Origin of the sequence: Faecalibacterium sp. (assembly GCF_052358865.1) — a bacterium.
GTDB classification, from domain to species: Bacteria; Bacillota; Clostridia; order Oscillospirales; family Ruminococcaceae; genus Faecalibacterium; species Faecalibacterium butyricigenerans.
In genome coordinates this window covers 1-16,781 of record NZ_DAWCVJ010000056.1, presented here as the reverse complement: position 1 = coordinate 16,781, position 16,781 = coordinate 1, and the positions used below count along the sequence as shown (strand labels likewise).

The following is a 16,781-nucleotide window of genomic DNA, read 5'->3' as shown; positions in this document are numbered from 1 at the left end:
ACCGCATCGCAGGGGCGGCTGTCTATACGGATAGCCGGATCGTGGAAAAGTACAGGGATCAACTTGCGCAAATTTTTACGCAGATTGGCCTCTCTTTTTTACACAGCCAATGCCAATTAGCGCTTGAAATCGAAACGCTGCGCAAGTATACTATACTAGTTATACTGTACAAGCTTGATCAAAAATCAGTATGCCAGTTGACCATAAAAGACATACCAGAATTGAAGTGCGCAGCAGAATCAAAACCCTACGAGGATGAAAATGAAATTCGATAGAAGACTTACAGATGAAATCTACACTTCCGATACGGTAAGGCTGGGAAAAAATGCATTTCAGACCATGCAGGAGACGATCTATCATAATGGCGGTGTCGGAACCATTACCGGGTACTATGATGCCGAATTGTCGATCCTGTCGGTCAGTGATCTGTTGCTGCATAATCTGAACCACAGCTATGCATCCCTGATGGAGCAGACAAAGGGTTCGCTGAAGAATCTTTTCTATAAGAGAGATGCCGCATTCCTTGACAATGCACGCTTTCGTCAGATTCAGGGCGGAGGAGAAAGCCAGTTCCTCACGGCAGATGGGGCTCCCGTCTATGTGCGTCTCTACAAAAAAGATGCAGTCGATACGGATGGAACACCGATCTGGATCATGTCAGTACAGATGAACTGGGCGTATGAGAACCTTGCGCTGGTTAATGAATCCATCCATTCTGCACTATGGTATTTTGAGTGCAATGAAAACGGTGAGATCGTTCATGTGAACTGGAGCCATGCGTTCCGGCAGATCCTTGGATATCATGACATTCTGGATTTTCCGAACAAACTGGATTCGTGGTCGAACCTTCTGCACCCGGAGGACTATGACCGGGTAATGCAGCTGCTTTTGGAAACGATCGCGGACAAAAGCAACGCCACGAAGTTCAGCGTAGAGTACCGACTGAAAATGCAGGATGGCCAATACCAGTGGTTCCGGGCATCGGCGGAGGTGATACGCCGTCTGGATGGCTCGGCCAATCGAATTGCCGGAATCATCAGCAACATTGACGCGGAAAAAAGAAGTCGGATGCAGGCGCAGCGGGCAGCGGCATTTCACCGTGCATTTACCAGCGCAAACCTCTGCGAATATTATGTAAATCTGGAAAAGAACACCTTTGATACGTTCAAAGTGGAGCCTTCTTTGATGACGGCCTTTGAGCAGAACCACACATGGGATGGACTGGTCAGATTCTTTGTGGACAACTATGTGGTTGAAGAGGACAAAAAGTCTGTAACGGATTTCTACAATCGCGCCTACATCACGGAAAAACTAAAGGGGCTTGAGACGGAGCTGCGTCAGGAGTGCCGCATCGTTCTGGATGGGGAGGAACGATGGGTCAGCAACGTGGTCATGCGCGGCGAGATCGAAGATTCCGAATATGCGATGATTTTTCTGCGGGACATCACAGAGTCCAAAGCAGAGACGGCACGGCGGATGCAGATGGCCTCAGATAACGCATCGATGGATCTTTTGATCCAGAGTATGGTGCGTCTGCTGGACCGCTTTGTCGTCTGCGATCTGGAGAATGACCGGTATCGGTTCTATAATCTGCAAGGTGAAATGATATACGCGCCGACGGGAACCTACCATGGTTTTGTGGAGCAGGTGGCTGTAAGGTATAAGACATTGGAGCCATTGGCGGCGATAGACGCATTGTTCTCACCGGAAAATATCCGAAAGAATCTGCAGGGCGAGAACGACATCTACAAATTTGAATACTGCTCCATAGACGAAAACACCTATAAGATCGGTTCCTTCATTCCGCTGGAGTGGGATGGCACAAAGCTGGTCAAAGCACTGTTGGCATCTATGGATGTGTCACAGGAGAAAAAGGCCGAGATCGAATCCCATAAGGCACTGAAGGATGCGTACCGGGCAGCGGAAAACGCAAGCCGCGCCAAGACAGAATTCCTCTCCAATATGTCCCATGATATCCGTACACCGATGAATGCAATCGTTGGCTTGACCGCCATTGCGGGTGCGAATATCGAGAGTCAGGACAGGGTGGTCGAGTGCCTTGGCAAGATCACAAAATCGAGCCGTCATCTGTTGGGACTGATCAATGAAGTGCTGGATATGGCCAGAATCGAGAGCGGGCGAATAAGCCTTGCCGAGGAGGATTTCAGCCTGCCGGAACTGGTCGATAACCTGCTCACCATCACAAAACCGGCAATCGACGAGCACAAACATCAGCTCGAAGCCCATGTTGAGCACATCGAGCACGAAGCTGTCTGCGGCGACAGCCTGCGCATCCAGCAGGTCTTTGTGAACCTGATGAGCAACGCCGTCAAGTACACCCCGGATGGAGGAAACATCACCCTTACGATCAAGGAAAAACCGAACGGCTTCTCGGAGCTTGGCTGCTACGAGTTTTCCATCGAGGACAACGGCATCGGTATGACGCCGGAATTCCAGAAGATCATGGTTGAGCCGTTCAGCCGGGCAGACGATCACCGGACGACCAAGGTGCAGGGCACCGGTCTTGGCATGGCCATTGCAAGAAACATCGTCAACCTGATGAATGGTGACATTCAGGTCGAAAGCGCTCCCAACAAGGGAACGAAGATCACGGTCACGGTCTATCTGAAGCTTCAGAAGAACGAGAAGGAACAGGAAAAAGAACTGCTCGATCTGCCGGTACTGGTCGTGGACGATGACAAGACCTGCTGCGAAAGCACCGTTGCGACCCTTCAGGAGATCGGCATAGCGGGCGAATGGGTCCTGACCGGTAAGGAAGCTGTGGAGCGCTGCTATGCGCGTCATGAGACCAACAGTGACTATTTTGCGGTGATCCTAGACTGGAAGATGCCGGAAATGGACGGTATTGCAACCGCCAGAAAAATCCGGGAACGGGTAGGAGAAGATGTCACGATCATCATCCTGACTTCCTTTGATTTCAGCGAGATCGAAGAAGAAGCCAGAGCGGCGGGCGTGAATGCGTTTATGGCAAAACCACTGTTCCGTTCCCGTCTGACGGCAACTCTGCGGCAGTTTACATCCGGGAAGAAGGAGGAAAACGCCCGGAACTATCTGGAAGACTTTGCGAAGGAAAACTATGCGGGTAAGCGGATCCTTCTTGTGGAGGATAACGAGCTGAACCGTGAGATCGCAACCGAGATCATAGGCATGACGGGCGTGACCATCGACAGCGCCGAAAACGGAAAAATTGCAGTCGAAAAGGTGATGGAAGCGCCAGAAAAGTGGTACGATCTCATTTTTATGGACATCCAGATGCCCATCATGAATGGTTATGAAGCCACTGCTGCGATCCGTGCGCTTGCCGGTAGCCGGGGCAAAGTGCCCATCATTGCCATGACGGCAAATGCCTTTGCCGAGGACGTGCAACTGGCAAAGAACACCGGCATGAACGAGCATATCGCCAAACCGCTTGATTTGAATAAGCTGAACGATGTGCTGAAACAGTGGCTGTGATCTGTGCATTGCAGAAAGGCGCGTGATATCTGGGCAAACAGGAACATCACGTTTCAAGGATCTTGTATTGAAATAGCTGCACAACCGCAGCTATTGGGTTGAAAATAAGGCTGAAGCCCCAATTGCTCCAGCCAACGTCAGAGTTTCTTATTGTCCATCAAAAATACGTTGGTGCGTTTTACACTGTGACGATTCAAAAACAAAGGAGAGGTGTTTTGCTATGATCTACAAAAAGCAATACGGTCAACCGTTTGATACCGAAAGTGTAGTGGGTTCTTTTTTGCCCATGATGGAAACGATACCCTATCTGACCAAGGAGCCGGATGGCTTCTCCTATGCCATGGAACCGCAGGATGTTCTGTATGGTCTTGGCGAAAACGTCCGTGGTATCAACAAGCGCGGGTGGGTGTACGAAAGCAAATGCTCCGATGACGGCAACCATACCGAGGGCAAGTCCTCGCTGTACGGTGCTTATAATTTTATGATCGTGTCCGGCAAGGATACATTTGGCTTTTTTATCGACTACCCGGGCAAGGTCACCTTTGACTGCGGCTACACCGACATGGATACCTTACGCATCACGGTGGCCGAGGAAAATTACAATCTCTACATCATTGAGGGCGAGAGCCTGACCGATATTGTGCACCAGTTCCGCCAGTTGGTGGGGCGCAGTTATATTCCGCCCAAATGGGCTTTTGGCAACGCCCAGAGCCGCTGGAGCTACATGAACGAGGACGAGGTCCGCGAGGTGGTGGCAAATTACCGTGCCAATCATATGCCGCTGGACGCTGTGGTTCTGGATATTGATTACATGGAGCATTACAAGGACTTTACGGTGGATGCGCAGCGCTTCCCGGATTTTGCGGACTTTGCCGCCGAGATGAAAGCGCAGGGCATCCGTCTTGTCCCCATCATCGATGCAGGAGTCAAGGTCGAAGAGGGATATGATGTGTACGAGGAGGGCGTGAAAAACGGCTACTTCTGCACGAATCAGGATGGCACCCCCTTTGTAGCCGGTGTGTGGCCGGGACGGGTACACTTCCCCGATATGCTCAACCCGGAAGCCCGTGCTTGGTTTGGCAGTCAATATAAAGTTCTGCTGGATCAGGGGATCGAGGGCTTCTGGAATGATATGAACGAGCCTGCTATCTTCTACGCAGAGGAAAGACTGAAAAAGACCTTTGCTCAAATTGAGAAATACAACAAGCAAAACCTGGATATTTCCAGCTTTGCTGCTTTTACCGGCATGGTGGCAGAGCTTTCCAACAACGAAAACGATTATAAGATGTTCTACCACAACACCAAACAGGGGCGTATGCGGCACGACAAGGTACATAATCTTTTTGGTTATAACATGACCCGTGCTGCAGGCGAGGCTTTTGAGCGGCTGGAGCCGGACAAGCGCATTTTGATGTACTCCCGTTCTGCCTGCATCGGGATGCACCGGTATGGCGGCATCTGGACCGGCGACAACCATTCTTGGTGGAGCCACATTCTGCTTGCGCTGCGCATGATGCCCTCCCTGAATATGTGCGGCTTCCTGTACGAAGGCCCCGACATTGGCGGCTTTGGCAGCAATACCACGGAGGATCTGGTGCTGCGCTGGTACGGCATGGGCATCTTCTCTCCGCTGCTGCGGAACCACTCTGCCAAGGACACCCGCCGGCAGGAACCCTACCGCTTTAAGAACAAGGCCGCCTTTGCCGGTATTTTACAGCTGCGCTACCTGCTGCTGCCCTACATTTACAGCGAGTACATGAAAGCTGCCCTGCACGACGGCATGTACTGTATGCCGTTGGCGTTCGCCTTCCCGGAGGATGACTTTGCCCGCCGGGTGGAGGATGAGGTGATGATCGGTGAAAGCCTGTTGATCGCCCCGGTATATGAGCAAAATGCCCGAGGTCGGTATGTTTATCTGCCGGAGGAGATGCTGCAGGTGCGGGTAAAGTGCAGCGAAAGCAACCGCATCGAAACCAGCGTACTGCCGGCAGGCCATCATTACATTCCGGTGGAGCTGGATGAAGTGGTGTTCTTTATGCGCAAGGGACACCTTCTGCCCCTTGCCAAGGACGGCAAAAAGATCCAGAGCGTTGCCGATGTGGATTTTGCAGATCTGCGTCTGCTGGCCTATGCCCCCGATGGCGCATCCTATGAATACTATACCGATGACGGCGAGACGAAGGATTATGATAAGCCGGAACATTTTGTGCATATCACGCTGGATGCGGATGGAAACGCAAAGAGCGATCGTGCTACAGTCAAAGTAGAAGGATAATCGTCAGTCATTACGCAGTTCCTACAGAGTGACAGCGTTTCATTTTGAAATGCTGCCACTCTTTTTTGTTGTCTATATCACAGATAAAATGTACGTGCTATCTGGGCCAAAAAGTCCAGAGCGGCGAGATCGACGCCAGCCGTGCGACGGTGATCGAAGATACCGGCATTGGCTGGGGCGCAAACCATATCTGGGCAAGCAGAAACATCACGTCTCCAGAATTTTGTACTGAAAAAAAGGGCTGCTGCACAGGGAACAGACCTTGTGCAGCAGCCCCTTATGGTATGTAGTAACTCAGTCCTTCTTCTCGGCGGTGCGGGCAAAGAAGTTGGCGAGGACGGCACCGGAAATGTTATGCCACACAGAGAACACAGCGCCGGGGATGGTTGCCAGCGGATACTGTGCAAAGTGGGCGGCAGCCAGAGAGGTGGCCAGACCGGAGTTCTGCATTCCGACCTCGATGGAAATTGCACGGCACTTGGTGGAATCCAGCTTCAGCAGCTTACCCACGCCAAAGCCGGTGAGGTAGCCCAGCAGGTTGTGCAGGATGACCACGGCAAGGATCAGCAGGCCGCTGGTCATGATCTTGGCGGAGTTTGCGGACACAACAGCGCAGATGATGAGTACGATGGCGGTGGTGGAGACCAGCGGCAGCACACGGACGGCGTTCTGGGTGAAGGCATGGAAGAAGTGGTTGACCACAAAGCCCAGTGCGATGGGCACCAGCACCACCTTGACGATGGACAGGAACATATTTACAGGGTTCACATTCACGCGCTGGCCGGCATACAGCAGGGTGAGCAGCGGGGTGAGGAAGGGCGCCAGCACGGTGGAAACTGCGGTCATGCCGACGGACAGTGCAACGTCGCCCTTGGACAGATAGGTCATCACGTTAGAGGAGGTGCCGCCGGGGCAGGTACCCACAAGGATGACGCCGATAGCCAGCTCGGTGGGCAGGTGGAACAGCTGCGTCAGCGCCCATGCCAAAAAGGGCATCAGGGTGAACTGCGCAATGCAGCCGATGATCACGTCTTTCGGGCGGCTGAACACTACCTTGAAGTCCTCCGGCTTCAGGGTGAGACCCATGCCGAACATGACGATGCCCAGCAGGGTGTTGACCCATGCGGTCTTTACCACACTGAAGGTGCCGGGGAACAGCAGAGCCAGTGCCGCCACCACAATGACGATGGCGGCCATGTACTTGCCCACAAAGTCGCTTACTTTTTCCAATGTTTTCATGATAATACTCCTTTTCTGAACACTTATTTTTGCGGATGCAAAGGCAATGAAACATCCGGAAAATGGCTTTCCCGCAAACAAAAACGCCTTTGTCCCCTACGGTTCGTAAGAGACAAAGGCGTATAAACTCCTCTGCGGTACCACTCTTATTGCCGGTGCAAAGCCCGGCCCCTCAGTGCGCATCCAACAATGCGCGGCCCGTGATAACGGGGGCCTGCCGTTCCCGCTTACTGGGGCGCATACATCGCCCATTCAGCCGGAAAGCTCGGAGAGGATCTTCCCACGGACGCCCTGCACTGCCTTGCACCATCCGGCAGCTCTCTGCAGCATTCTTTCCGGGTACTCTTTCTCGTCATAGCCGAATATTTCACTGCCACGGAGTATACTCTTCTGCCGGGTCGAAGTCAAGAAAAACGACCCTTCTAGTTTTTCATCCGGCTCACGCCAAGAGTGAAGCTGGTTCATGCAATGACTGCTTTGTCGTTCCCTGCGGGTATTCGCCCTTACCGTGCCGGTGACACGGGCTATGCCCAGTACATGACGGCTTTCAACCGCAACTTCGGCGGCTCGTCCGGCGGTGGTGGCGGTGGGAACCACAACAATGGCGGCGGTGGTGGTGGAGACGGCAGTGGCTGCGGCTGCCTCATCGCCATTGCGGTGGTGGTCGTGCTGGTGCTTATTGCCATGGGAAGCTGAGGGCATTTCCACAGCACTAGGCTGCTTGCGTGACCCGGTCACAGAAAATCTAACTAGGAAATGTTATTATATAGCCATAGAAAACACCAACAACATTCCGATGGAGGATTTTAATATGAAGGCAAAGTTTTATATCTGTGAGCACTGTGGCAACCTGATCACCACCATCCACAACGCAGGGGTTCCGCTGGTCTGCTGCGGCGAAAAGATGAAGGAACTGCTCCCCAACACCGTGGAAGCCAGCGGCGAAAAGCATCTGCCGGTGGCAGAGCTTTCTGGTAGCACCCTCACGGTTACGGTGGGTGCGGTGGAGCACCCCATGGTGGATGTGCACCACATCCAGTGGCTCTTTGTGGAGACGGAAAACGGCGGACAGCTCCGCTACCTCGCCCCCGGGCAGGCACCCAAGGCGGTGTTTGAGCTGGGCGGCGAAAAGCCGGTGGCGGTCTACGCTTACTGCAACCTGCATGGTCTGTGGATGACGAAGCTTTAAGAAATGAACGGGCTCCTGCCAGTGGTTGAACGCTTGCAGGAGCCTGTTTTTTGCGTGCAGCCAGAGGGATGATGCAGCGCTGAAAATGTTCTGCTTGACCTTGTGCAGAGGATGAAGTAATATACTCGCAAGAAACTAACTTACGAGTATATTGTATGCAGACGCTCAAAATTGAGGATGGCATCAGCAGTTTTCGGCTCGCCCTCGGCCAGAAGAACGGTCACGCTCCAACCATCTTTTGCGGCGGCGCGGGCGATCACGAACCCATCGCCGCCGTTGTTGCCCTTTCCGCAGACCACCAGCAGCCTGCCGGGATGCGGGAGCTGCTTTTGCAGTTCAGCGTAAGCCGCCAGTCCGGCGTTTTCCATCATTTGCAGATAGGGCAGACCGTGGGCATCCCCGGCTCGTTCGATTTCCTTCATCTGCGCAGCCGTCACAATGCGATGTTTCATGTTGGCACCTTCTTTCTATCTCTATTATAGTGGATGAGAATGTTTGGAACAAGATGAAAGATACCGGTGCATAGAATCTGCCCCCGGAGAGTTGGAACAAGCCCTCTGGGGGCATTTTTGTTTTTCACTATCTTTTCCGCAGGGGAAAACCATGGTATACTAAATCCAAAGTATAGCAGTTTGCGTTTTTGATGCTCAAGCAACATCCGCAAACTGCATATCGCAAATATGCCGTTTTGATCGGCACTATTTTTGAAAATTGCGATAATAAACCGGGAGGTACAATTATGAAGTGGGGAATTTTAGCGACTGGCACTATTGCCAAAAAGTTTGCATCTACGGTGGAACAGATGGGCGCAGAGGGGGAGCAGCTTGTTGCCGTGGGGTCACGGCATCTGGAAAGCGCACAGGCGTTTGCACAGCAGTACGGCATTCCCCGCTGCTATGACTCCTACGAAGCCCTTGCCGCCGACCCGGAGGTGGAGACCATCTATATCGCCACCCCCAACACCCTGCATTACGAAAACTGCAAGCTCTGCTTGGAGCAGGGCAAGCACGTTTTGTGCGAAAAGCCCTTTACCATCAGCCCGGAGCAGGCACGGGAGTTGTACCGACTGGCGGAGGAAAAGCACCTCTTTCTCATGGAGGCATTCTGGATCTGGCTGCTGCCGCTGTACGACCGCCTGCGCCAGATCCTTGCGGCGGGCACCATCGGGGGAGCTGAAGCAGATCACCTGTCAGTACGGCTTTGTTGCCTCCGGTGCCCGGAAGGACCGCAAGTTTGATTCCGGTCTGGGCGGCGGTGCGCTGCTGGATATCGGCATCTACAATCTGGGCTTTCTGCGCATCCTCACCGGACAGGACCCGGAGAAGGTGGAGACCCAAGAGGTGCACATCAACGAGTACGGCACCGACGATTACAGCCGCCTTGCGCTGACCTACCCCGGCGGATGCAAGGCGGAGTCGGTCCAGACCATCGGGCAGGAGCTGGAGCGCAACGCCCGTATCGTTGGCACCAAGGGCAGTATTTTCCTGCCGGATTTCCAGCACGCCGAGACCATGACGCTGGAAGTGGAGAGCAAAGAGCCGGAGGTCATCCGCTGCCCGGTGGACATCAACGGCTTTGAGTATGAGATCCGGGAAGCAAGCCGCTGCGTCAAGCTGGGGCATACCGGCAGCGACCGCTACACCCCGCAGGACAGCCTTGCCCTGACCCGCCTGATGTACGACACCCGCATGAGCTGGGGCATGAAGTTTGCGGGCGAGATGTAAGCGCACACCTTGCCGCGGGTCTTTTGTGTGCGAAAACCATGGTATACAGAGAGCGACAACTCGGAATTTGTTAAATTGGAAAATTAGAATTTAGAGGAGGCAATGCAATGGATATTTCCTATAATTGTGAAAATCAAAAATTTAATTATAGAGTATGTGCCATGATAATCGCGGAAAATAAAATTTTAGCGATGCACGATGAACGCTCACCCTATTTTTATCTTCCGGGTGGAAGAGTTAAGATGGGTGAAACTGCTGAGCAAGCAGTGGTTCGGGAAGTTCAGGAAGAACTTGGTGTAACTCCAAAGATTACACGTCCATTATGGCTCAATCAGGCTTTTTTACCGAAGATGTGGATAATCTACATTATCATGAACTGTGTATTTATTTTCTGGTGGATATTTCAGAGACAACTCTACTGGAAAGAGGAAACGTCTTTACTCTGACAGAAGGAAAGCATATCCATACTTTTGAATGGCTGGAGTTTGATAGATTGAAAGATGAATATTTTTATCCGCTTTTCCTGAAAAAAGCGATTTACGATCTTCCCGATGAATTCACCCTTCGCACGGAATTAGAGTAACAAATTCCGGTTTGTCGAGCAGACAGGCATCTGAATAACACAAAATGAGGGAGCAGCCATGGTACTTTATTTTACGGGAACCGGCAACAGCCGGTATCTGGCGCGGCGCATTGCCGAAGGGCTGGAGATGCCGCTTTACGACCTGAACGCTTACATCAAGGCAGGGGATACCGCCCCGGTGCAGACCGGGCGTGACGTGGTGCTGGTAACGCCTACCTACGCATGGCGCATCCCCCGGGTGGTGTCGGAGTGGCTGGGCAAGACCGAGCTGACCGGGGCAGAGCGTATCTGGTTTGTGATGGACTGCGGCAGCGAAATTGGCAATGCGGCAGGCTATAACCGGCAGCTTGCGGCGCAAAAGCAGCTGCATTATATGGGGACTGCCCAGATCATCATGCCGGAAAACTACATTGCCATGTTCAATGCGCCCCGGAAGGAGCAGGCCCGGAGTATCGTGGAGCAGGCAGAGCCTGCACTTCAGAAGGTACTGACCCAGCTCAGAGCCGGGCAGGAGTTTCCCCCGCCAAGAGACAACCTCTATGACCGCTTTATGAGCGGCCCGGTGAACCCGGTGTTCTATCGCTTCTTTGTAAAAGCCGATGCCTTCCGGGCAACGGACGCCTGCATCGGCTGCGGTAAGTGCGTGGAGCTGTGCCATCTGAACAACATCCATCTGGAAAACGGCAGGCCGGTCTGGGGCAAAAACTGCACCCACTGCATGGCGTGCATCTGCTATTGCCCTAAAGAAGCCATCGAGTACGGCAAAAAGAGCAAAGGTAAGCCCCGGTATCACTTTGAAGCACTGGAAAAGAAGCAGGACGTATGAAGAAAAAAGGAAAAACGATGATGGTAAAAAGCAGATGAAGTATTTATACTTGCATGGATTAGGACAAAAACCAGACAGTTGGGACAGAGTAATAAAAGAAACGAAGGTCTCGGGTAGCAGCGCCAGCTTGAGCTTGGCAGAGATGCTGGAAGGAAAAGCGGCCACCTATAGGGAGCTGTATACTGCATTCTCAGAAGAGTGCAACAAGGAAAATGACGAAATCGTCTTATGTGGGCTCTCTCTGGGTGCTGTTTTGGCACTTAATTATGCAATAGACCATCCGGATAAAGTAAAGGCACTGGTGCTAATTGCAGCACAATATAAAATGCCTGAAAAGCTATTGAAGTTCCAGAATATGCTGTTTCGCTTTATGCCGAATACAATGTTCAAGCAATTTGGATTCAAAAAAGCCGATGTGATCAGTTTGTGCGGTACGATGACGGAATTGGATTTCAGGGATTCATTATGTAAGGTGTCCTGTCCGGCATTGATCGTTTGTGGTGAAAAAGACGATGCAAATAAAAAAGCCTCAAAGGAACTTGCCAGTTATTTGAGCGATTCCCACTTCCATGAACTTCTGAAAGCAGGTCATGAAGCAAACATAGAATCTCCGGAGGAATTGGCAACAGTGTTACAGGAATTTTATGATAATGTCGAATAAACTACGATTCATCAAAGAAAGAGGACTTTAAAATGAACATCGAAGAACGGGCGGCACAGGCTGCCGCATGGAAAGCTACTGGACAGTGCAACTGTGCACAGGCGGTGCTGAAGACATTTGAGGACAAGCTGCCGGTGGATGCCGACACCCTGATGAAGCTGGGCGCAGGCTATGCCGCCGGCATGGGCTGCATGGAGAGCACCTGCGGCGCACTGATCGGTGCTGTGATGGTGGCGGGCATCGTCACCGACGGCAAGGGCACACCCCGCATTTCCAAGGAGCTGCTGCAAAACTTTCAGGAAAAGTGCGGTGCTACCATCTGCAAAGATCTGAAGGGGATAGAGAACGGCGCACCGCTGTGCCCGTGCCCGGAGTGCGTCCGCAACGCTGTTCTGGCACTGGGCGAGGTGCTGGGAGAGTAAGATGAAGAAGATCTTGTTTGTGTTTGCCACGGCATTATGTGATACATACTGTGGGACCGATATGGAATGGTGGAAGGAATAGAGAAGGGGCAGTTTGATTTAGTGGAATGGGTGCTATTTGATTCTCATACAGAATCGGTGTATGAAGCAGAAGTTACGCTCTATTATAATATACGAATTTAGTTTATTTGAATCAAAGCAAAAAGCTCAAAAAGGAGAGATTATTCATGGTTTTATTGGTTGTAGATGCACAGAATGGTATCGTGGATGAACGCTTATATGAGTTCAGAAAGTTTGTTGGTAATATCAAAAAGCTGATTGGAGCAGCTCGAGAACAAGGCATAGAAGTTATTTATGTACAGCATGATGATGGACCTGATACCGGATTCTCTATCGGGGACGATGAGTTTGAGGTTTATTCCGAGTTTCAACCGATGCCTGATGAAAAACGGTTTATCAAGTCCGTATGCAGTGCGTTCAAAAAAGAGAGTGGTCTGCTTGAGTATCTGACTGCAAAGGAAGAAAAAGACGTGATGATTTGTGGCATTATGACTGATTTCTGTATCAATGCCACGGTAGAGGCTGGTTTTGAGCATGGCTTACACATGATTGTTCCTGCCTATGCAAATTCTACGCAGGACAATGAGTACATGACGAGGGAACAGGCTTACCATTACTATAATGAATTTCTCTGGCCTGAACGATATGCAGACTGCGTACCAATGGACAGGGCATTGGAATTACTCAAAAAATGATATAGAGTAAACGGTCTTTGCTGAATACCTTTCGCCCCGGCGATGTGGCAGACCCGTGGTACACCGGGGATTTTGAAGCCACATGGCAGGATGTGCTGGAGGGCTGCACCGCCCTGCTGGAAGAGCTGCGATAAAAGGAAAAGGGGATGACGAAATGTTATTGCAAGGGCAAACGGTTTGCTGACCTGTCGTTTGCCAGGGAAGTCTTTGATAGCATAAACCTATTGACATTGTAAGAAAATGGGTTTATACTATCCCCAACACAAGGAAGGGAGCGCAGACAGATGAAACATACAGCAGATGCCCGGCACAGGCTGCCCGGGCGAATGCGCTGCTCCCAGACAAATTCCCGGCAGATAGACTGAGAAAAACAGGAAGATGCCGTTGTCTGGGAGAAGTGCCCGAACACACATCGTCACAATAAAAGGAGAACCGACAATGGCTGATTATAAACTGTGGAACGCACTGAAGGACGCTAAAAAATATCGCTGGGTGGAGCTTTCTCACTCGCTGAACAACGAAAGCCCCTACTGGTCCGGCATCCCGGAAGGCTCTGTGGAGCTGGCAAAGACCGTGTGGGACTGGGGCAAGCCGGAACTGGAATGCCTAATCCAGACCTCCAAATTCCCCGGACAGTTCGGTACCCATATCGACTTCCCGGGGCACTTCATCAAGGGCAAAGCATTGTCCGAAAAGTACGATGTGAACGACCTGATTTTCCCGCTGGTGGTCATTGATATTTCTGAGCAGGCCAAGAAAGACCCCCGCTACGCTGTGACGGTGGAGGACATCAAGGCCTATGAGGCAAAGTACGGTCCTATCCCGGATGGTGCGCTGGTGGCTCTGCGCAGCGACTGGTATAAGAAGTGGCCGGATATGGATGCGCTGTCCGGCATCGACGCAGAGGGCAAAGAAAATGCCCCCGGCTGGTCGCTGGAAGCATTGGAGTATATCTACAAGGTGCGCAACGCCGCCGCCAACGGCCACGAAACGCTGGATACTGATTCCTCTGCGGTGGCGGAGGAAAAGGGCGACCTTGCCTGCGAGCGCTATGTTCTGGACAACGACAAGCTGCAGGTGGAGGTGCTTGCAAATCTGGATAAAGTTCAGCCTGCCGGTGCGGTGGTCATCGTTTCTTATCCCCGCATTGAAGGTGCAACCGGTCTGCCCGCACGGGTCTGGGCCATCACCGAATAAGAGTGGGGAAGTGGAAAAATATCCTTGCGGCGGGCAACGGCCACACCGCCGTCAAGCTGACCTTGCAGGAGCTGGAAGCAGCCGCCGGAGCCGAGGGCTGGGTGGATGTCTGCAAGGAGCCGGAAGGCGAATAAAAAGGGTCCATCCCGCAGTATTGCTGTTGGATGGACCCTTTTGTGATTCGCAGAGTAATGCCGGCAATATTGATTCCGTATTGCAGACGTAAAAACTGTTGACTCTGCGATTGGGCTCCATCTGCAATAAAAAAGGGCAAAGCCGCCTGCATTCAGGAGACCTTGCCCTTTTGTGTTATATTTTCAATAAATTAGGCGGTTTTCCGTGTATTCACAGCGCCACATTGACCGGCAGGACATACACGCCGTCGGCGGCGTAGAAGGTGATCTGAGTAATCGTCTTGCCGATGATAGATGCAAAGTAAGGATCATCGGCATTGAAGCCCAGCTTGGTACCATGCCAGATGTTGGCCACATGTTGCAGGCCGTACTCACTGCCATCGGCGGTGGTCAGAACTACGCCGTAGACCTTGTTGGTCTTGTAGTCCAGATCAAAACCGGAGATTTTCATCTCGTAGGTGGCGCGGTGACCGTTGGTATTCAGCTTCACAGTGGTGCCCTCTACGGTGGTCTCGGTGGCGTGGACCTTGCCAAACTCCCACTTGCCGCTCAGCAGGTTATACCATGCGGTGATGTAGTAGGCAGGGGTCTCGCTGAGCTTGTAGTAAGCGTAGCTCTCGTTCTCAAACAAGGCATCTGCGCCGGTGTAGGTGGTGGTGGATTCCTTGTCCTTCAGGGTAACGGTAATGTCGTAGCTGTCGGCATCGGTGACCTGCTTTGCGTTCTTCAGCGCCCACGGGGTCAGCACCTTGACCGGGAAGGAAACGCCGGTGATGTCGGTGCCATCTGCGTTGACGTGGTAGGAACCGGCGACAAGGTTGCCCGCACGGGTCTTGTTCTTGGTGGCGCTGGTCACAGCGTCGATCTCAGATGCGTTGTCCACACCGGCAGCCTTGTAGAAGTCGGCGTAGGGGATGTTCATCTGGACATAGCTGGAGGTCAGGCAGTTTTCCTGTTCTACCTCTTCCGCAGCGAAGGCCGGGACTGCCACAGCGCATACCAGCATAGTGGCCGCAAGTGCACCTGCAAATACTTTTTTCAATCTCATGATAACACACCTCTATTTCAGTTTTGAAAAACAGTTAGCTTTGCCTAACAATCGGTGCAAAAAATGCAGGGGCAAAACCCCTCAGATGGTTAGGCAGAACAAATTCACGAAGTAAAAATAGCACTCCCACAGAGCGTTGTCAAGTAGAAACCGGTAAGTTTGCAGAGGTGAATTTTTTTCGATGCGGGAAACCATCTGCATCCTCTATGCCGCAAAGCCCTTGACCTTTTTGCCGGAGCGCAGTATACTGCTTGTACGGTTAGTTGCATTTAACTGCAAGGAGGTACTACATGATACAAGACGCATTCTGGGGGATATTGATCCCCTTTCTGGGCACAAGTCTTGGGGCAGGCTGTGTGTTCTTTTTGAAAAACTCTCTGCGTGACGGCATCCAGCGCGCCCTCACCGGCTTTGCCGCCGGGGTCATGGTGGCGGCATCGGTATGGAGCTTGCTGATCCCGGCTATGGAGCAGGCCGCAGATCTGGGCAGGCTGGCGTTTTTCCCGGCGGCAGCGGGTTTCTGGCTGGGTATCCTGTTTTTGCTGTTGCTGGACCATCTCATCCCGCATCTGCACCAGAACAGTTTGCAGGCCGAAGGGCCAAAAAGCCAGCTCCAGCGCACCACTATGATGGTTCTGGCGGTAACGCTGCACAACATCCCGGAGGGTATGGCAGTGGGCGTAGTCTATGCCGGATACCTTGCCGGAACTGCTCAGATCACTGCCGCCGGGGCGCTGGCACTTTCCCTTGGCATTGCCATTCAGAACTTTCCGGAGGGGGCCATCATCTCCATGCCCCTGCGGGCAGAAGGAATGAAAAAAGGCCGAGCGTTCTGGGGCGGCGTGCTGTCCGGCATCGTAGAGCCCATCGGGGCAGTGCTGACGATTCTGGCGGCAGGCATCGTGGTGCCCGCTTTGCCCTATCTGCTCAGCTTTGCCGCCGGAGCCATGCTGTATGTGGTGGTGGAGGAACTAATCCCGGAAATGTCGCAGGGGCAGCACTCCAACGTCGGCACGGTGTTTTTTGCGGTGGGCTTCAGCGTGATGATGGTGCTGGATGTGGCACTGGGGTGACGGTTAGGGGTTCCCGAAAGCGAAATTTCTTTCGGAATCTCCGAAAATGCCTAAACTTCTTGACAGAGGAGACGGCAGGGCGTATTATTTTGGCAGAAGGACCGCTGAGAAGCGGCTTTTTATAGAACAGAAAGTTAGCTTCACCTAACTTATGGCACGAGGAATTGCTGTCCTGTCACCC

At 52.4% G+C, this 16,781-nt stretch carries 18 protein-coding genes, 1 pseudogene and 1 other annotated feature; of the genes and pseudogenes, 16 read left to right on the top strand and 3 right to left on the bottom strand.

What is annotated here, in order from left to right; translation table 11 throughout:
* The 3 genes from ACT8X9_RS09465 to ACT8X9_RS09455 form a co-directional block, all read left to right on the top strand.
* Nucleotides 1–275: hypothetical protein (locus ACT8X9_RS09465; RefSeq protein WP_444268816.1), on the top strand; the 275-nt coding region annotated here is incomplete at its 5' end.
* Complete coding sequence (locus tag ACT8X9_RS09460) at nt 262–3,474, top strand: response regulator (protein ID WP_444268815.1); 3,213 nt, start codon at nt 262–264, stop codon at nt 3,472–3,474. The genes ACT8X9_RS09465 and ACT8X9_RS09460, both read left to right, overlap by 14 nt.
* Nucleotides 3,475–3,694: 220 nt before the next feature.
* Nucleotides 3,695–5,749, top strand: a complete 2,055-nt coding sequence (locus ACT8X9_RS09455) for a TIM-barrel domain-containing protein (protein WP_444268814.1) — start codon at nt 3,695–3,697, stop codon at nt 5,747–5,749.
* Between the two features lie 294 nt (nt 5,750–6,043).
* On the opposite strand, the gene ACT8X9_RS09450 is transcribed toward ACT8X9_RS09455, so the two are convergent.
* Nucleotides 6,044–6,988 carry a bile acid:sodium symporter family protein gene (locus ACT8X9_RS09450; protein WP_227621708.1) on the bottom strand — a complete coding sequence of 315 codons (945 nt, stop codon included), beginning with the start codon at nt 6,986–6,988 and terminating at the stop codon, nt 6,044–6,046.
* Between the two features lie 105 nt (nt 6,989–7,093).
* Nucleotides 7,094–7,353 (bottom strand) — a binding site (T-box leader).
* A 103-nt stretch (nt 7,354–7,456) separates the two neighbouring features.
* On the opposite strand from ACT8X9_RS09450, the gene ACT8X9_RS09445 reads away from it, so the two are divergent.
* Together ACT8X9_RS09445 and ACT8X9_RS09440 are read left to right on the top strand one after the other, a co-directional pair.
* Nucleotides 7,457–7,684 carry an HFLK protein gene (locus ACT8X9_RS09445; protein ID WP_444268813.1) on the top strand — a complete coding sequence of 76 codons (228 nt, stop codon included), beginning with the start codon at nt 7,457–7,459 and terminating at the stop codon, nt 7,682–7,684.
* A gap of 115 nt (nt 7,685–7,799) precedes the next feature.
* Nucleotides 7,800–8,177, top strand: coding sequence for a desulfoferrodoxin family protein (locus ACT8X9_RS09440; RefSeq protein ID WP_444268812.1), 378 nt, complete (start codon nt 7,800–7,802; stop codon nt 8,175–8,177).
* Between the two features lie 140 nt (nt 8,178–8,317).
* Here ACT8X9_RS09440 and ACT8X9_RS09435 read toward each other — a convergent pair whose 3' ends face one another.
* Complete coding sequence (locus ACT8X9_RS09435) at nt 8,318–8,629, bottom strand: NAD(P)H-hydrate epimerase (protein ID WP_444268811.1); 312 nt, start codon at nt 8,627–8,629, stop codon at nt 8,318–8,320.
* 287 nt (nt 8,630–8,916) lie between these two features.
* On the opposite strand from ACT8X9_RS09435, the gene ACT8X9_RS09430 reads away from it, so the two are divergent.
* The 10 genes and pseudogenes from ACT8X9_RS09430 to ACT8X9_RS09385 all read left to right on the top strand — a co-directional run bounded on the left by ACT8X9_RS09430 (nt 8,917) and on the right by ACT8X9_RS09385 (nt 14,479).
* Nucleotides 8,917–9,414, top strand: coding sequence for a Gfo/Idh/MocA family protein (locus tag ACT8X9_RS09430; protein WP_444268810.1), 498 nt, complete (start codon nt 8,917–8,919; stop codon nt 9,412–9,414).
* A complete protein-coding gene (locus ACT8X9_RS09425) occupies nt 9,326–9,901 on the top strand; it encodes a Gfo/Idh/MocA family protein (RefSeq protein ID WP_444268809.1) in 576 nt (191 codons plus the stop codon). The genes ACT8X9_RS09430 and ACT8X9_RS09425 overlap by 89 nt, the downstream gene beginning before the upstream one ends.
* A gap of 107 nt (nt 9,902–10,008) precedes the next feature.
* On the top strand, nt 10,009–10,347 hold the full coding sequence (locus ACT8X9_RS09420) for an NUDIX domain-containing protein (RefSeq protein WP_444268808.1): 339 nt from the start codon (nt 10,009–10,011) through the stop codon (nt 10,345–10,347).
* 195 nt (nt 10,348–10,542) lie between these two features.
* On the top strand, nt 10,543–11,310 hold the full coding sequence (locus tag ACT8X9_RS09415; protein WP_444268807.1) for an EFR1 family ferrodoxin: 768 nt from the start codon (nt 10,543–10,545) through the stop codon (nt 11,308–11,310).
* Nucleotides 11,279–11,971 (top strand): alpha/beta fold hydrolase, encoded by a 693-nt coding sequence (locus tag ACT8X9_RS09410; RefSeq protein WP_444268806.1) that lies wholly within the window; start codon nt 11,279–11,281, stop codon nt 11,969–11,971. The genes ACT8X9_RS09415 and ACT8X9_RS09410 overlap by 32 nt, the downstream gene beginning before the upstream one ends.
* 32 nt (nt 11,972–12,003) lie before the next feature.
* Nucleotides 12,004–12,393 (top strand): C-GCAxxG-C-C family protein, encoded by a 390-nt coding sequence (locus ACT8X9_RS09405; RefSeq protein WP_207685221.1) that lies wholly within the window; start codon nt 12,004–12,006, stop codon nt 12,391–12,393.
* Nucleotides 12,394–12,620: 227 nt separating this feature from the next.
* Nucleotides 12,621–13,148: an isochorismatase family protein gene (locus tag ACT8X9_RS09400; RefSeq protein WP_156057662.1), complete on the top strand. Its 528-nt coding sequence runs from the start codon at nt 12,621–12,623 to the stop codon at nt 13,146–13,148.
* A gap of 26 nt (nt 13,149–13,174) precedes the next feature.
* Nucleotides 13,175–13,282: pseudogene (locus tag ACT8X9_RS09395) on the top strand (low molecular weight phosphotyrosine protein phosphatase); the annotation flags it as partial.
* 304 nt (nt 13,283–13,586) lie between these two features.
* The gene (locus ACT8X9_RS09390; protein WP_444268805.1) at nt 13,587–14,345 is read left to right on the top strand and encodes a cyclase family protein; all 759 of its coding nucleotides are present in this window, start codon (nt 13,587–13,589) and stop codon (nt 14,343–14,345) included.
* Between the two features lie 2 nt (nt 14,346–14,347).
* Complete coding sequence (locus ACT8X9_RS09385) at nt 14,348–14,479, top strand: hypothetical protein (RefSeq protein WP_444268804.1); 132 nt, start codon at nt 14,348–14,350, stop codon at nt 14,477–14,479.
* Between the two features lie 211 nt (nt 14,480–14,690).
* Here ACT8X9_RS09385 and ACT8X9_RS09380 read toward each other — a convergent pair whose 3' ends face one another.
* Nucleotides 14,691–15,527 (bottom strand): hypothetical protein, encoded by an 837-nt coding sequence (locus tag ACT8X9_RS09380; protein ID WP_444268803.1) that lies wholly within the window; start codon nt 15,525–15,527, stop codon nt 14,691–14,693.
* A 290-nt stretch (nt 15,528–15,817) separates the two neighbouring features.
* On the opposite strand from ACT8X9_RS09380, the gene ACT8X9_RS09375 reads away from it, so the two are divergent.
* Nucleotides 15,818–16,600, top strand: a complete 783-nt coding sequence (locus tag ACT8X9_RS09375) for a ZIP family metal transporter (protein WP_316540865.1) — start codon at nt 15,818–15,820, stop codon at nt 16,598–16,600.
* Nucleotides 16,601–16,781 lie beyond the last annotated feature (181 nt).

What these genes read in the sequence shown, in the direction of transcription:
- ACT8X9_RS09460 (WP_444268815.1), top strand. Translation starts at nt 262, where the DNA reads ATGAAATTCGATAGAAGACTTACAGATGAAATCTACACTTCCGATACG.
- ACT8X9_RS09455 (WP_444268814.1), top strand. Translation starts at nt 3,695, where the DNA reads ATGATCTACAAAAAGCAATACGGTCAACCGTTTGATACCGAAAGTGTA.
- ACT8X9_RS09450 (WP_227621708.1), bottom strand. Translation starts at nt 6,988, where the DNA reads ATGAAAACATTGGAAAAAGTAAGCGACTTTGTGGGCAAGTACATGGCC.
- ACT8X9_RS09445 (WP_444268813.1), top strand. Translation starts at nt 7,457, where the DNA reads ATGACTGCTTTGTCGTTCCCTGCGGGTATTCGCCCTTACCGTGCCGGT.
- ACT8X9_RS09440 (WP_444268812.1), top strand. Translation starts at nt 7,800, where the DNA reads ATGAAGGCAAAGTTTTATATCTGTGAGCACTGTGGCAACCTGATCACC.
- ACT8X9_RS09435 (WP_444268811.1), bottom strand. Translation starts at nt 8,629, where the DNA reads ATGAAACATCGCATTGTGACGGCTGCGCAGATGAAGGAAATCGAACGA.
- ACT8X9_RS09430 (WP_444268810.1), top strand. Translation starts at nt 8,917, where the DNA reads ATGAAGTGGGGAATTTTAGCGACTGGCACTATTGCCAAAAAGTTTGCA.
- ACT8X9_RS09420 (WP_444268808.1), top strand. Translation starts at nt 10,009, where the DNA reads ATGGATATTTCCTATAATTGTGAAAATCAAAAATTTAATTATAGAGTA.
- ACT8X9_RS09415 (WP_444268807.1), top strand. Translation starts at nt 10,543, where the DNA reads ATGGTACTTTATTTTACGGGAACCGGCAACAGCCGGTATCTGGCGCGG.
- ACT8X9_RS09405 (WP_207685221.1), top strand. Translation starts at nt 12,004, where the DNA reads ATGAACATCGAAGAACGGGCGGCACAGGCTGCCGCATGGAAAGCTACT.
- ACT8X9_RS09400 (WP_156057662.1), top strand. Translation starts at nt 12,621, where the DNA reads ATGGTTTTATTGGTTGTAGATGCACAGAATGGTATCGTGGATGAACGC.
- ACT8X9_RS09390 (WP_444268805.1), top strand. Translation starts at nt 13,587, where the DNA reads ATGGCTGATTATAAACTGTGGAACGCACTGAAGGACGCTAAAAAATAT.
- ACT8X9_RS09380 (WP_444268803.1), bottom strand. Translation starts at nt 15,527, where the DNA reads ATGAGATTGAAAAAAGTATTTGCAGGTGCACTTGCGGCCACTATGCTG.
- ACT8X9_RS09375 (WP_316540865.1), top strand. Translation starts at nt 15,818, where the DNA reads ATGATACAAGACGCATTCTGGGGGATATTGATCCCCTTTCTGGGCACA.